The sequence below is a fragment of the Paraburkholderia sp. RL18-101-BIB-B genome, assembly GCF_046026985.1.
Classification (GTDB): Bacteria; Pseudomonadota; Gammaproteobacteria; order Burkholderiales; family Burkholderiaceae; genus Paraburkholderia.
On the sequence record NZ_JARESV010000010.1, the window covers coordinates 177,628 to 190,903 of the forward strand.

16 protein-coding genes are annotated in these 13,276 nt (G+C 63.8%); 4 read left to right on the top strand and 12 right to left on the bottom strand.

What is annotated here, in order from left to right; translation table 11 throughout:
• Nucleotides 1–234: 234 nt before the first annotated feature.
• The 3 genes from infA to P0D73_RS17560 form a co-directional block, all read right to left on the bottom strand.
• Nucleotides 235–507: a translation initiation factor IF-1 gene (gene infA, locus P0D73_RS17550; protein WP_012427521.1), complete on the bottom strand. Its 273-nt coding sequence runs from the start codon at nt 505–507 to the stop codon at nt 235–237.
• A gap of 131 nt (nt 508–638) precedes the next feature.
• The gene (locus P0D73_RS17555; protein WP_035557986.1) at nt 639–920 is read right to left on the bottom strand and encodes a hypothetical protein; all 282 of its coding nucleotides are present in this window, start codon (nt 918–920) and stop codon (nt 639–641) included.
• Between the two features lie 584 nt (nt 921–1,504).
• On the bottom strand, nt 1,505–1,723 hold the full coding sequence (locus P0D73_RS17560) for a hypothetical protein (protein ID WP_132377461.1): 219 nt from the start codon (nt 1,721–1,723) through the stop codon (nt 1,505–1,507).
• A 192-nt stretch (nt 1,724–1,915) separates the two neighbouring features.
• Here P0D73_RS17560 and P0D73_RS17565 point away from each other — a divergent pair, with 192 nt between their 5' ends.
• The 3 genes from P0D73_RS17565 to P0D73_RS17575 are packed head-to-tail and all read left to right on the top strand — an operon-like array spanning nt 1,916 to nt 3,027.
• Entirely contained in the window at nt 1,916–2,560 is a 645-nt protein-coding gene (locus P0D73_RS17565; protein WP_095421107.1) for a helix-turn-helix transcriptional regulator, read from the top strand.
• 52 nt (nt 2,561–2,612) lie between these two features.
• Nucleotides 2,613–2,807 (top strand): DUF1653 domain-containing protein, encoded by a 195-nt coding sequence (locus tag P0D73_RS17570; RefSeq protein WP_132377460.1) that lies wholly within the window; start codon nt 2,613–2,615, stop codon nt 2,805–2,807.
• Nucleotides 2,808–2,832: 25 nt separating this feature from the next.
• Nucleotides 2,833–3,027 carry a YqaE/Pmp3 family membrane protein gene (locus tag P0D73_RS17575; RefSeq protein ID WP_028194701.1) on the top strand — a complete coding sequence of 65 codons (195 nt, stop codon included), beginning with the start codon at nt 2,833–2,835 and terminating at the stop codon, nt 3,025–3,027.
• Nucleotides 3,028–3,049: 22 nt separating this feature from the next.
• Here P0D73_RS17575 and P0D73_RS17580 read toward each other — a convergent pair whose 3' ends face one another.
• Together P0D73_RS17580 and P0D73_RS17585 are read right to left on the bottom strand one after the other, a co-directional pair.
• A complete protein-coding gene (locus P0D73_RS17580; RefSeq protein WP_132377459.1) occupies nt 3,050–3,361 on the bottom strand; it encodes a 2Fe-2S iron-sulfur cluster-binding protein in 312 nt (103 codons plus the stop codon).
• A gap of 46 nt (nt 3,362–3,407) precedes the next feature.
• Entirely contained in the window at nt 3,408–5,399 is a 1,992-nt protein-coding gene (locus P0D73_RS17585) for a sigma-54-dependent Fis family transcriptional regulator (protein WP_408314854.1), read from the bottom strand.
• 403 nt (nt 5,400–5,802) lie between these two features.
• On the opposite strand from P0D73_RS17585, the gene P0D73_RS17590 reads away from it, so the two are divergent.
• A complete protein-coding gene (locus P0D73_RS17590; protein ID WP_132377457.1) occupies nt 5,803–6,093 on the top strand; it encodes a DUF1488 family protein in 291 nt (96 codons plus the stop codon).
• Nucleotides 6,094–6,245: 152 nt separating this feature from the next.
• On the opposite strand, the gene P0D73_RS17595 is transcribed toward P0D73_RS17590, so the two are convergent.
• The 7 genes from P0D73_RS17595 to P0D73_RS17625 all read right to left on the bottom strand — a co-directional run bounded on the left by P0D73_RS17595 (nt 6,246) and on the right by P0D73_RS17625 (nt 13,033).
• A complete protein-coding gene (locus tag P0D73_RS17595) occupies nt 6,246–6,776 on the bottom strand; it encodes a cytochrome b (RefSeq protein ID WP_408432283.1) in 531 nt (176 codons plus the stop codon).
• Nucleotides 6,777–6,912: 136 nt separating this feature from the next.
• Nucleotides 6,913–8,214: an NCS2 family permease gene (locus tag P0D73_RS17600; RefSeq protein ID WP_408178107.1), complete on the bottom strand. Its 1,302-nt coding sequence runs from the start codon at nt 8,212–8,214 to the stop codon at nt 6,913–6,915.
• Nucleotides 8,215–8,366: 152 nt separating this feature from the next.
• A complete protein-coding gene (locus P0D73_RS17605; protein ID WP_408314852.1) occupies nt 8,367–8,864 on the bottom strand; it encodes a YaiI/YqxD family protein in 498 nt (165 codons plus the stop codon).
• 321 nt (nt 8,865–9,185) lie between these two features.
• On the bottom strand, nt 9,186–9,446 hold the full coding sequence (locus tag P0D73_RS17610) for a DUF4148 domain-containing protein (protein ID WP_132377453.1): 261 nt from the start codon (nt 9,444–9,446) through the stop codon (nt 9,186–9,188).
• 129 nt (nt 9,447–9,575) lie between these two features.
• Complete coding sequence (locus P0D73_RS17615) at nt 9,576–10,349, bottom strand: slipin family protein (protein ID WP_132377452.1); 774 nt, start codon at nt 10,347–10,349, stop codon at nt 9,576–9,578.
• Nucleotides 10,346–11,914 (bottom strand): NfeD family protein, encoded by a 1,569-nt coding sequence (locus P0D73_RS17620; protein ID WP_408314850.1) that lies wholly within the window; start codon nt 11,912–11,914, stop codon nt 10,346–10,348. The genes P0D73_RS17615 and P0D73_RS17620 overlap by 4 nt, the downstream gene beginning before the upstream one ends.
• Nucleotides 11,915–11,998: 84 nt before the next feature.
• Nucleotides 11,999–13,033 (bottom strand): AraC family transcriptional regulator, encoded by a 1,035-nt coding sequence (locus P0D73_RS17625; RefSeq protein ID WP_408432285.1) that lies wholly within the window; start codon nt 13,031–13,033, stop codon nt 11,999–12,001.
• Nucleotides 13,034–13,276: the final 243 nt, after the last annotated feature.

The window sequence follows — 13,276 nt, forward strand, 5'->3', positions numbered from 1 at the left end:
CACGTGTATGCAGGAAGCGAGGAAGGCGTGTGAAACGCACGCTGGCAACAGAAAGGGCCAGGCGCTAAAGCGAATCGGGCAAAACCAGGCTGCAACGAAGCGATGCCGCAGCGCGCCGCTCAGGCTCGAGTCAACGAGTCAAGCCGGAGAAGGCGCGCGAATGGCTTCGCGTACAACTTAATCGCAATGGATCACGCCAGGACCGTGCGCGGCGCGGTCAGCGTGCCGCCAGCCTTAACGGCGACGGAATTGCGTGTTGCGAGCACCGCCGCCACCGGTGGCGCGCTCGTCTTTGTGACGGAAATTGATCCGGCCTTTGGTCAGATCGTAGACCGACAGTTCCAGCGTCACGCGGTCGCCCGCGAGAATACGGATGTGGTTCTTGCGCATGCGTCCGGACGCGTAAGCGCCAACCACGACGCCGTTGTCGAGCGTCACGCGGTAACGGCTGTCCGGAAGTACTTCGTCGACGATACCGTCAAGTTCAAGCAGTTCTTCTTTCGCCATGCATAACTCCTGGTCGATGGGATAAGGGGTGTTGGTCGCCCACGCCGGGCAGCACAACATCAGATGGGGGCAAAAGCGGGCTTTTCGAGCCCGCCGTCCTGCGGCATCAGCCTATGCGCTGATAGTACCGCTCAAAGATCGGCGACGGACTGACCGTCTACACGGCCGTCGATCAATTGCTCGGCGTGGGCCATGCACGCAATGCGCGCCTTGCCCGTGCCGTCGAACGGAAACAGGTACTGCAGACGGAACACACGCCCGTCGGCGGCCGGATTGGCGCCCACGCGGCAGATGCGCACCGACGCGTCGTAGCCGGCGTCCGGATTGCGGCTCGTCTGACCGTCCGCCGGGCGGCGCGGATAGACGAGCGGGTGAATTTCATAACCCTTGTACGTCTTGACAACTGAATTCATGAAGCACGTGTCCTGTAATACGTGGCCGGCGTGTCACGCGTGTTACGCGCGGCACGACAGGCCGGGCAGCGCAGCACCTTGGGGCGCGCCGCCATGGAAAAAGGTTGGCACAGGCCCGATCGCAAGGGCTTGAGCGCGGCCGCGCAAAATCGCGGATTCGATGGAGAAGAAACACGCTGATGTCGCGCGGACATCGGGCGCGTAAAGCTGAACACTCAGCTGCACAACTCGCGACGGCGAATGCATGCGACGCATTGCCGGGGTGACGGGATCGCCGACAGGCGGTCGAACAGTCGGGGGTGGTGCGCAGACGCCGGTTTTAGACTGCCCGGTGTTGCCTGATCAAGCCGGTTGTTGCCTGGTATTGCGAATGCGGCGAATGCGGGATACAGCTATTCCAATATGATGCACTAAATAGGGCTAATTGGATAGCAAAAAGTTCCACGCAGGGACAAACCGCCCGGCCGGCGGGGCTTTGCGAGCGACGCGATCGTCGCGAACGGCGTGCCGGGGCATGAGCGGCACGCCGGGTGAGGGGTTGCGCCATGACGGCGCGGGCGCTGGACGATCAACAGACTCGCGTTTCAGCGGGAAGTTTCGCTCACGCGCTTTTGCAACTCGCGCGACGCCGCCAGCGGAATGCGGGCGTCGTCCCAGCCGGCCAGCCATTCGACTTCCTTCGACGTGAAGATCTGTCCATGATTGCGCAGCGTGTATTGCAGCGAATCGATGATGTGATTGCGGATGATTTCCGGCGTGCCTTCGTCATCGAGCACGGCGCGAAACGCTTCAAGCGTGGCCATCTGTTGCTCCGTCAAATAGATGGGTCTTTTATCGCACGAAAAAAAATCGCTCGCCAAGCGGACAAAAATCGCCGCATGACGAAGGGCGTCAGCGTTTGCTTTTTTTGACGGCGTGGCCGGCGCCACGGTCGCCGTGGCCGGGCCGGGTGGCTACAATGGCGAGTTGCCGCATCCTTCGAACACTGCGACCCCATGCGCAACCCAAACGTGTCTCCTGTGAAAGACCTGCTGCTCGAGCGCTACGCTCCCATCGCCGACGGCATCGCGGCGCTTTTCTATCCGTGCGCCGAAGTGGTGATTCACGACCTGCGCGATCAGACCATCGCGTACCTCGTGAACAACCTGTCGAAGCTCGAAGTCGGCGGGCCGTCGGTGCTGGACGAAGTCCATTACGCGGCGCGCGGCCAGACCATCGGACCGTACGAGAAGCTCAACTGGGACGGCCGGCGCATGCGTTGCGTGAGCAACATCCTGTTCGACGACGACGGCAAGCCGGCCGGCATGCTGTGCATCAACTTCAATATCGCGGTGTTCGAAGATGTGCGCTCCACGCTCGATCTGTTCATCAAGGGCGGCAATCTGACGGACGCGCCCGCGGAGGAACTGTTCCGCGACGACTGGCAGGACCGCATCAACACATACCTGCATACGTGGCTGCGCGAACGCCAGATCGGCATCAATGCGCTCACGCGCGAACACAAGCGGGAAATCGTCGAGGCACTGCACGCACAAGGCGCGTTTCGCGGCCGCAGTTCCGCGAACTACGTGGCCGCCGTGCTGACGATGGGACGCGCCACCGTCTACAAGATTCTGAAGCAGATGAAAGAGGGCGGCTGACGGTTCGACCGTCGCTGAATCGCCGAGATTGGTCAATTCAGGGAGGATAAGCATGGTGCGTTACCGGCACTACAAAGGCGGGATTTACGAACTGGTTTGCGAGGCCACGCTCGAGCCGGATCCGACGGTCACGATGATCGTCTACAAAGCCAGCGATGGTACGATCTGGACGCGTCCAGCCTCGGTATTTTTCGAACTGGTCGAAGTCGACGGCGCCAAGGTGCCGCGCTTCGCACCGATCAACTAGCCATTATCAACAAAGGGAAATCTGCATGCGGCTACTGCTTGCCATCATTCTGCCGTGGTTCCAGTTCTTCACGATCGGGCGCCCGTTCGCGGGCATCATCTGCCTGATCCTGCAGATCACGCTGATCGGCTGGATTCCGGCAGCGATCTGGTCGGTGTACGCGCTGAGCCAGTACAACACCGACAAGAAAATCGCCCGGGCGATGGGTAACGGGCGTTAAGGCCGGCGATGCGCGCCGCGCTTCACTTGAGCGGCGGCAATTCGACCGCATCCGGCGCTTCGATCACCACATCGGATTCCGCGATCGCTACGCACGGCAGAATATAGCCTTCCTGTTTTTCTTCCCGGCTGAGCCCGGGCCATTCGATCGTGTAGCGCACTCGTCCTGCAGTCATTTTGCACAGACACGTGCGGCACGTCCCATTACGGCACGAGCGCGGCAAGCGCAGATTCGCAAAGCCGGCGGCTTCGAGAATCGTGAGCGAATCGGGCGCTTCGAAGGTGTGGCCGAGCGGCTCGACGCGAACGAGAGGCGGGCGGGTAGAGTCGGACATCGTGTGAATCTGTGACGGATTGCGCCACACTTTACACGTTGCATCTTCAATGAGTCGTGCCGTTGCGTCGCAAATAGCGGTACACCGTATTGCGCGCCAATCCCAGCTCGCGTGCCGCCGCCGACACATTGCCGTCGAGCCGTTCGAGCGTTTGCGCGATCAGCGTGGCCTGCCATGCCTCCATCTTGCTGGACGCCGGCTGCCCCTGCGCTTGCGCCGCGGCGCGGACCTCATCGCAGGATTCTGAGCCCGCAAGCGCTGCCAGTGATTTCACTCGTGGCTCAGCCGCGATGTCGACGCAATCCTGCAAGAAGTCCTCGGGCAAATCGTCGAGTTCGATCTGTTCCGCGCCTTCGGCCATGATGCTCGCGGTGCGCAACACGTTGGCCAGTTGCCGCAGATTGCCCGGCCAGCGGCATTGCGCGAATTGTTCGAGCACTTCGGCGGAGACGCGCCGCGGCAGGCGTTCGCCGTCGGCTTGCAATTCCAGTATGCGCGTGACGAGCACACGAAGATCCGTGCGCTCGCGCAGCGTCGGCAAGGTCAGGACGAGTCCATTGATCCGGTAGTACAGGTCTTCGCGGAACGTGCCGGCTTCGATCATCGCGCGCAGGTTGCGGTGGGTCGCGCAGACGATGCGCAAATCCACCGGAATCGCCCGGGTTCCGCCGAGCGGCACGACGTTGCGCTCCTGCAGCACGCGCATCAGACGCACTTGCTGGGCGAGCGGCATGTCGCCGATTTCATCGAGGAACAGTGTGCCGCCGTCGGCCTGCACGATCTTGCCGATGCTGCCGCGTTTCTTCGCGCCGGTGAACGCGCCGTCTTCGTAGCCGAACAACTCCGCCTCGATCAGCGTATCCGGCAACGACGCGCAATTCAGGGCGATAAACGGCGCGGCCCGGCGCGGCGAATCGTGATGGATGGCGCGCGCCAGCCACTCCTTGCCGGTGCCGGTCTTGCCGAGCACGAGGATCGGAATATCGCGGCCCCGCAGTTTGGCGACACGCCGCAGAATCGCGGCGATTTGCGCGTCGCCGGTGTCGAGCGTTTCAAGCGTGGCTAGCGGCGCGGGATCGATGCAGCGCGGCGCATGACGCGCCTCGCCGGACAATGGCGCGCGCGAAGTGCCGGCGAAGCTCTCCGTCGGTCCGACGTAGCGTGGCAGCGTATATTCGCCGCGCGCCACCACGCGCACGCCGCTCGGCAGCGTCAACAGAATGCTCTCGCCGGGTGCGCGCGCGATCTGCTGCAACAGCCTCGCGAAGGCCACGCCGAACAGCGCATCGAACGGTTGCCGTTGCAGCTCGGCGAGCGGCTGCCCGAATTGAAACAGCGCGCTGCGATTAGCCGACAGAAACGTGCCGTCCGGCGCGAACGCCGCGAGCCCTTCGAACAGGGTGCCGATGAATTCCGCGCGCGCGTGAAAGTGCACGCGAATCGCGTCGACGAATTGATTGGAGAACAGATGATTTTCGATCATCTGCGCCGACATCCTCACCAGCGCGAGCGTGTGCTTATGAAAGCCGCGTGTATCGCCGCTCACGTCGAGCGCGCCGATAGTGCGCCCGAACGGATCGGCAATCGGCGCGCACGAGCACGTGAGAATCCGGTTGGCGTGCAGGAAGTGTTCGCCGGCGTGCACGACGGTCGGCTGGCCATCGACGAGCGCGGTGCCGATCGCATTGGTGCCGCGATCCGCTTCGGCCCACGACACACCCGTACACAGCGCGACGCGATTGGCCTTCTCGACGAAGTCGCTGTCGCCGAGACTGTGCAGGATCACGCCGTGATTGTCGGTGAGCAGCACCATGCTTTGCGTATCGACGATCTGCGCATGCAGCGTCTCCATGACGGGAAGCGCATGCGTGAACAGCGATTGATTGCGATCGACGAGCTCACGCAGCGCAGGCCGGGGCAGCGGATGAAAGTCCGGCGTCTCCGACGCGCGCAGGCCGATTTCGAGCGAGCGGGCGTGAGCTTGCGCGATGACATCGGGCCGACCCACAGTGGGCGGCGTGGCGGAACGTTGGGTCAAGACATGTCTCCGGTGAAACGGACACGGCGGGTACGTTGCCCTCCGCTCGATGCCGCAGCGCAACATGCGCGCCCACGGCCGAACACCGATATTACAGGACGAATCGCGCGGCGCACGGCAGGGAAAAAACGGAGGCCGTGCGGCGCCGCATGCCTCAAAAAAACGCGCGGGGCACCAAAATCAGGCAAACAAAAAGGAAAACTTGCGCCGTGGCCGAACTCGTCTAAAGTGAATCAAATCACCTCCGCGGGCCGCGAACTATTCCGCCGCCGCAATCAGGTGACGAGCCCGCGTCGTCAGCATTGGACAAGGAGGTTGTGGGCGAGCGACGCGATCAGACGCAACCGGCTTGCGCACTACCAGGCTACACCATGCGCAGCACCTACCTTCCAGGTGAACACCCATGCAGATCCTATTCCCGAATGAAACTCCTGAATATTCAGGTCGCGAACTCACCTTGGCGTTCCCGGCGATGGTCGATGGGCAGAGGGTGGAATGCATGATCACGGCGGAGGCACTGGAAGACCACTACGGCGCCGCATCGCCGCGTCTGGAGGACATGGTCGGCGCATTCGACGCGCACCGCGCCAGGATCGAAGCGGCCACGCGACGCCTGATATCGGAAACGAGAGCGCAATGTCTCGTGCTGAGAAGCGGCTATGTGCGCTTCTACGAAGCCAATTGGCGTAATTGACTGAAGGCGTTTCCGACGTCCTGTCGGTCAACGCCGCAAGCAGGAAAGCCGCGCAAGAAGCAGAAGGCGAGGAAACCCACGCGCGGCATCGATCATTCAAACCGTCCGCGGCCAGCCGTGCCGCCGGCGTCCCAACTTGCGCGCGAGTGCGCTCAAATCATCCGCCGCAGCGTCCGATCTTTCAACACCACGTGATGCGCGATCGCGGCCAGCGCGTGCAAGCCGATCACCCAGTAGAACGCATTGCCGAGCCACTCATGCACGGTCTTGAGCAATGGCCGCGCGACGGGATCGGCGCCGACCAGCGTGTAATCGATGTTGACCCACGCCAGCGTGACCGGATGCCCACCGGTGTTGATCATCAGGATGCCGAGCAGCGGCTGGACGAAGATGAAAATGTACAAGGCGAGATGCGCGGCCCGCGCCAGAAAGGCGAGCAGCCGGTTGCTGTCGACTTCGGCGGGCGCGCCGACCCACAGTCGCCAGAGCAGACGCAAACAGGCCAGCCCCAGCACCAGCGTGCCGCACCAGAAATGCACGCTGCTCCAGAACGCGCGGCTGTCGCTGCCCTTGGGCCCGCGAATCTCGATCGCCAGATAAGCCAGCGCGATCAGCAGAAACATGGCCCAGTGAAAGAAAATGGCGGGCGCCGTATAGCGGTCCGAGGTGCGGCTGTAAGACATGTAGGGGACTCCCGTGTCCAGGTCGATCGTTTTATTAATCGTCAGATGATAAACGGTGCCCGACCGGAATGGGCACCGCGAATAAAACCGTCGTTGATCCAGACCCGGGTTTGGCCGACGAGCGTCCGCGCCGTGCCTATTCGCTGCCGAGATAGAAATAGCGGAACAGGAAAATCGCCGCGATGATCCATACCACCAGCTTCACCTTGCGCGCCTGGCCGGTCAACAGCTTCAGGCCCGCATATGAGATGAAGCCGAACGCGACGCCATTGGCGATCGAATAGGTGAAGGGCATCAGCAGCGCGGTGAGCGCGGCCGGCACGACTTCGGTGGCGTCGTCCCACGGCAGGTCGAGCATTTCGCGCAGCATCAGGCACGACACGTACAGCAGCGCCGGCGCCGTCGCATAGCCGGGCACCACACCCGCCAGCGGCGCGAAAAAGAGCGCCGCGAGGAACAGCACGGCCACGGTGATGGCCGTCACGCCCGTACGTCCGCCGGCTTGCACGCCCGACGCGCTTTCAATGTACGCGGTGGTCGACGAAGTGCCCAGCATCGAGCCGGCCAGAATGGCCGTGCTGTCCGCAAGCAGTGCGCGGTTCAGGCGGTGCATCTTGCCTTCCACCAGCAGCCCGGCGCGATTGGCAACGCCCATCAGCGTGCCGGTCGCATCGAACAGCTCGACGAGGAAGAACACGAGGATCACGTTCAGCACGCCGCCCGACAGCGCGCCGCGAATGTCGAGCTGGAACAGCGTCGGCGAGATGGACGGCGGCGCGGAGACGATGCCGTGGAACTGATTGCCGCCGAAGAAAAAGCTCAACACCGTCACGCCGACAATCCCGATCAGGATCGAGCCGCGCACCCGCAGATGATCCAGCGTCACGATCGCGAAGAAACCGATCACCGCGAGAATCACGTGCGGGTTGTGCAGATCGCCAAGCGTCACGAGCGTGGCCGGACTGCCGACCACCACGCCGGCCGACTTCAGCGAAATGATCGCGAGAAAGAGGCCGATACCGCCGGTGATGGCAATGCGTATCGAATGCGGAATGCCGTTGACGATCACCTCACGCACGCGAAACAGCGTGACGATCAGGAACAGGCAGCCGGAAATGAACACCGCGCCGAGCGCGGCCTGCCAGGTGAAGCCCATGCCTTTCACGACGGTGTACGCGAAGTACGCGTTCAGCCCCATGCCCGGCGCGAGCGCGATCGGATAGTTCGCGTAGAGACCCATGATCAATGACGCGAGCGCGGCCACGATGCAGGTCGCGACGAACACCGCGTCCTTCGGCATGCCGGCGTCGCCGAGAATCGCCGGGTTGACGAAGATGATGTAGGCCATCGTCAGGAAGGTGGTCAGTCCGGCGAGCACTTCGGTGCGCAGGTTGGTGCCGGCGGCTTCGAAGCCGAAGTAGCGTTTTATGGAGTCCATGAGGCGGGTCTCTCGTCGTTCAGAAAGCGTTTCTTGTGGTTGGGCGGTGAGGCGCCGCGTCGCCGGGGCTGCGGGCGCTCGGTCACGGGCGGATTGTAGTCAGGATTGGCGGCGGTGTGCCGCATTGTGCGGCTGAGCGGCCGTGTAAACGCTCATTCGGCGGGCGGTTCGTCGGGAGATTGTGGCGCCGATGCATCAGGCTGCGGCCGTTGGCGCGCCAGCCAGCGATCCAGTTCGCCCGCGAAGCTCTTACTGTCGCGTTGGCTGAAGGCAGAAGGGCCGCCGGTATCGACGCCGCTGCTGCGCAACTGGTCGAGCATCGACCGCATGCGCAGCCGTTCTTCGATGGTGCCGGGCGTGTACCAGTTGCCGCGCGGATCGAGCGCCTGGGCGTTTTTGGCCAGCACGGCGGCGGCGAGTGGGATGTCGGCGGTGATCACGAGATCGCCGGCGGCGACACGTTCGGCGATGAGGTCGTCGGCGGCGTCGAAGCCGGCCGGCACCTGGATCGCGCGGATCAACGGCGACGGCGGCACGCGCAGAAACGAATTGGCGACCAGCGTCAGCCTCATGCCGGTGCGGCGCGCGGCACGGTACAGCATGTCCTTGATCACGGCCGGACAGGCGTCGGCGTCAACCCAGATTGACATGGTTCGGATTCCGGCGGCGGGTTGTCGAAGGGGCGAGATGATACCTTGCCAGCGCGCGGGGCGGCGCGGCAAGCGAATTTACGATGTTGCGGGAAGCGGGAAGCGGGAAGCGGGAAGCGGGAAGCGGGAAAGCGGGAAAGCAGGAAAGCAGGAAAGCAGGAAAGCGGAAAGCGGAAAGCGGAAAGCGGAAAGCGGAAAGTGGAAAGTGGAAAGTGGAAAGCGGAAAGTGGAAAGTGGAAAGCAGGAAAGGCATGTGGGGCTAAAAGCGCCCGCGACCGTTGCAGTCGCAGGCAGCCCCGCATGCCACGCGGCTACTGGCGCTTACTGCGCCATCGTTCCACCCGATCCCTGCGCCCGCCGTTGCGCGACGATACGGCCGGCGCGTTGCGCATTCTCCGGGTAGTCGATCCAGTCGAGCGGATCGTAGCCGGCGGCACGCCAGTCGGCCAGATCGGCCTTCACCTGGGCACGCGTTTTCGGCGCCGACGGATCGTAGGGCCGCGCCGAAGTCTGCGCAAACGCGGTGCTCATGCTCACGGCGGCCAACAGCGCGCCGAGTCCAACTCGAGAAACGATTTTCATGACGAGCTCCTATGGAGCGGTTAAAAACGACAGCGGTATTCTAGTTTTCATATGCATTTCGAGTAAGGCGATTGAAGGCAATGCACCATTTCGCCCAGCGAATCAAACCGGGCTGAATGATCCTGCGACTCAGGGCGGCGACGGTTTGCTGAAACGGTCCAACACGGCGCTCAGCAGGTCGATCGGCAGCGGAAAAACAATTGTCGAATTCTTGTCGGCGGCAATCGTCGTGAGCGTTTGCAGGTAGCGCAACTGCATCGCCTGGGGCTGGCGCGAGAGCGTCTGCGCCGCTTCCAACAGATGCTGCGACGCCTGCAATTCGCCTTCCGCGTGAATCACCTTGGCGCGCCGCTCGCGCTCGGCTTCGGCCTGACGGGCAATCGCGCGGATCATCGTTTCGTTGATATCCACGTGCTTGATTTCCACGATCGATACCTTGATGCCCCATGCGTCGGTCTGCGCGTCGAGCACTTTCTGGATATCGGCGTTCAATTGCTCGCGATCCGCCAGCAGTTCGTCGAGTTCGTGCTTGCCGAGCACCGCGCGCAGCGTCGTTTGCGATAACTGGCTGGTCGCTTCGAAGTAACGCGCCACCTGGATCACCGCTTTCTCCGGATCGACCACGCGGAAATACACCACCGCGTTGACCTTCACCGAGACGTTGTCGCGCGTGATCACGTCTTGCGGCGGCACGTCGAACACGACGGTGCGCAGGTCCATGCGCACGGCCTGCTGCACGATCGGAATGATCAGCACGAGGCCCGGCCCCTTGACCTTCCAGAAGCGCCCAAGCATGAACACGACGCCGCGTTCGTACTCCCGAAAAATCCGTATCGATGAGGCAATCAGCGCGGCCACCAGCAGAATCAGAATGCTGCTGAAGCCGAATGTGAAACCGATCATGAGCTTTCTCCTTGTTGTCGTGCTTCCGCGGGCACCACGGTCAACGTCAGGCCGCGCCGCGCCGTAACGCGCACCGCATGACCCGCCGCAACCGGGGCCGTGCTGGACACCCGCCAGCGTTCCCCGTGCACTTGTGCCCAACCGCCCAGCGCGCCGTCCGCGGTGAGGTCCGCCGGCGAAAGGCCGCCGTCGAGCACCACGCCGACGCTGCCGATCAGCGCTTCCGAACCCGTCACCACCGGACGCCGTCGCGCGTGCAGCGCGAGTCGCGATACGCCCAGCACGAACACCACGCTGAACACGGCCACGGCGGCGATCATCGGCAGAGGGATGCCGTAGCCGGGCACGTCGGTATCGATCAGCATCAGCGCGCCGATCACGAACGCGACCACGCCGCCGAAGCCGAGCGAGCCGAAGGTCGGCAGAAACGCCTCGCCGATCAGGAACGCAATGCCGAGAAAGATCAGACCGAGGCCGACGTAGTTGATCGGCATCATCTGCATGGCGAAGAGGCCGAGCAGCAGGCTGATCGCGCCGACCACGCCGGGCAGCACGAAGCCCGGATTGGCGAATTCGAAGAACAGGCCGTACATGCCGATCATCAGCAGGATCAGCGCGACGTTGGGATCGGTGATCACGGCGAGGAAATGGCTGCGCCAGTCGGCTTCGAGCGTGACGATCGGGGCGTTGGCCGTATTGAGCTTGACGTTGCCCGCGCTCGTGACGATCGCCCGGCCGTCCAGTTGGCGCAGCAGGTCGGGCACATCGCGCGCATTCAGATCGACGACGTGCTGTGCGAGCGCGTCCGCCGCCGACAGGCTCACGGCTTCGCGGACCGCACGCTCGGCCCAGTCGGTGTTGCGCCCGCGCATCTGGGCGAGGCCGCGAATATAGGCGGCGGCATCGTGGACCTGCTTGCGCAGTTCAGTCGACTGGGTGTCGAGCGGCAGGGCGCTGGCGGAGCCGGTGGGCGCGGATGCCGCGGGTTTTGCCGACCCGCCGCTGCCACCGCCGCCAATGCCGGGCAAGCCCGGCGTTCCGCCGCCCCCCGGCGGCTCGGCGCCGCCAATGCCCATCTGGATCGGCGTCGCCGCGCCGAGGTTGGTGCCCGGCGCCATCGCCGCGATGTGGCTCGCATAGACGATATACGTGCCGGCGCTCGCCGCACGCGCGCCACTCGGGGCAATGAACGTGGCGACCGGCACGGGCGAGGCGAGAATCGCCTTGATGATCTGCCGCATCGACGTATCGAGCCCGCCCGGCGTATCGAGTTGCAGCACGGCGAGCTGCGCGCGATCGTCAGCGGCATGCTGCAGACTGCGCACGATGAAGTCGGCGCTGGCCGGACTGATCGCCCCGTTCACGGGAATGACGACGACGCTGTTGGGGGCGACGGCGGCGCGAAGTGGGACATTAGCGACATTCAATTCGCATGACGCGAATCCAAACGTCAAAAGCACGCCGAGCACGGTCATGCCGCGCATCAACCGGCCCACGACATCGCCACGGATAAGCGACATGCGCGAGCCAGACTGCCGGAACGGGAGACGTGGATACGTGCTCATCGCTGACGGCTGCCGCGCGCGGTCAGGGCGTATCGACCGGCGCGGGCCGATACCCCAAAAGAAGGCTGGCCTGCTCCTTACAGCTTAGTCCGATTCCGCCCGGCGCGTGAAATCCGCGCGCGCCGGACGGTAATCGGTCGGCCGCATGCCGGTCCACTTGCGAAACGCGCGATGAAACGCGCTCGGTTCGGCAAAGCCCACCGAGGTCGCGATGTCTGCGATGGTGCGGTCGGTGTCCTGCAGTTCGCCGATCGCGATGTCGCGCCGCAGGTCGTCCTTGATCGACTGATACGTATAGCCTTCCTGTTTCAAACGCCGCCGCATGGTGGCCTCGGCGACGTGCAGGCGATCGGCCATCTGATCGGCGGCGGGCCAGCCGGCCATCGGCATCGCGCGCAGCATCTTGCGCACGCGCGCCGCGAGCGAGCCGGGATTGCGGTACTTGACGATGAAGCTGCCGGGCGCATCGCGCAGGAAGGGCTTGACCGATTTGGTCGTCTGAATCACGGGCAGGTCGAGAAACGCCGGCGCGAGGTCCACGTACGACTCGGCCTGATCGAAGCTCATCTGATCGCAGAACATCAGCCGGTACTCGTGCGCGGCGGGCGGCTCGGTGCAGCGAAAGCGCGCCTCGAGCAACGGAATGCGCCGCCCGACCAGCCAGCACAACAGCCCATACACGAGGATGAAGTAGGTCGCGTAGGCGAACATGGCCGGCGGCGCGCCGGCGTTTTCCACGAAGCGCAGGCGCACGCGCTGCGCGTCCGTTTCGGTCCGCACGCCGAGATCGTCCAGCACCAGGCGCATGAAACCGACCGCGCGTGCCAGCGCCTGGGCGCCATTGCGCGCGGTGAGCGCCGTCTGCGTCATGGCGATGAAGCTGCCGCTTTTCATGCGATGCGAATCCTGGCCGAAGAACTCGTCGTCCATCGCGCGCGCAATCGCCGCCCACAGCGCGCCGTATTGCGCCGACGACACCCGGCTTTTCTGCGACGCCAGCATCGGCGCCGCGATGCCGGCGGCTTCGGCAAGCGGCAGCGCGTCGAGGCCGCGCGAGCGCGCCAGCGCGAGCGCTTCCTCGACCATGCTGACGGAAATCGTCCCTTTATCGTTTTTCATGCGTGTCCGGCTTTACGGAGAGTCTGGCAAAAGCGCTCAGCGTTTTCCTTGTGGAAATTCGCCAAGTGCCTGAAATCGTGGACGTATGCGGCCTCATATCGTAACAGTATGGCAAATGCGCTCAATCAGAATGATCGGGCTGAGCATCGAACCTGCCCGGCGGCTTGCCTACACTGGGCCTCAACCGATCGCGCACAGCCTGCCTTGGGCGACGCCGCCACGAGGCGCGACATGAGCCGCGAT

Coding starts and splice junctions, on each gene's coding strand:
- infA (WP_012427521.1), bottom strand. CDS start 507: ATGGCGAAAGAAGAACTGCTTGAACTTGACGGTATCGTCGACGAAGTA.
- P0D73_RS17555 (WP_035557986.1), bottom strand. CDS start 920: ATGAATTCAGTTGTCAAGACGTACAAGGGTTATGAAATTCACCCGCTC.
- P0D73_RS17560 (WP_132377461.1), bottom strand. CDS start 1,723: ATGGCCACGCTTGAAGCGTTTCGCGCCGTGCTCGATGACGAAGGCACG.
- P0D73_RS17565 (WP_095421107.1), top strand. CDS start 1,916: ATGCGCAACCCAAACGTGTCTCCTGTGAAAGACCTGCTGCTCGAGCGC.
- P0D73_RS17570 (WP_132377460.1), top strand. CDS start 2,613: ATGGTGCGTTACCGGCACTACAAAGGCGGGATTTACGAACTGGTTTGC.
- P0D73_RS17575 (WP_028194701.1), top strand. CDS start 2,833: ATGCGGCTACTGCTTGCCATCATTCTGCCGTGGTTCCAGTTCTTCACG.
- P0D73_RS17580 (WP_132377459.1), bottom strand. CDS start 3,361: ATGTCCGACTCTACCCGCCCGCCTCTCGTTCGCGTCGAGCCGCTCGGC.
- P0D73_RS17590 (WP_132377457.1), top strand. CDS start 5,803: ATGCAGATCCTATTCCCGAATGAAACTCCTGAATATTCAGGTCGCGAA.
- P0D73_RS17595 (WP_408432283.1), bottom strand. CDS start 6,776: ATGTCTTACAGCCGCACCTCGGACCGCTATACGGCGCCCGCCATTTTC.
- P0D73_RS17600 (WP_408178107.1), bottom strand. CDS start 8,214: ATGGACTCCATAAAACGCTACTTCGGCTTCGAAGCCGCCGGCACCAAC.
- P0D73_RS17605 (WP_408314852.1), bottom strand. CDS start 8,864: ATGTCAATCTGGGTTGACGCCGACGCCTGTCCGGCCGTGATCAAGGAC.
- P0D73_RS17610 (WP_132377453.1), bottom strand. CDS start 9,446: ATGAAAATCGTTTCTCGAGTTGGACTCGGCGCGCTGTTGGCCGCCGTG.
- P0D73_RS17615 (WP_132377452.1), bottom strand. CDS start 10,349: ATGATCGGTTTCACATTCGGCTTCAGCAGCATTCTGATTCTGCTGGTG.
- P0D73_RS17620 (WP_408314850.1), bottom strand. CDS start 11,914: ATGAGCACGTATCCACGTCTCCCGTTCCGGCAGTCTGGCTCGCGCATG.
- P0D73_RS17625 (WP_408432285.1), bottom strand. CDS start 13,033: ATGAAAAACGATAAAGGGACGATTTCCGTCAGCATGGTCGAGGAAGCG.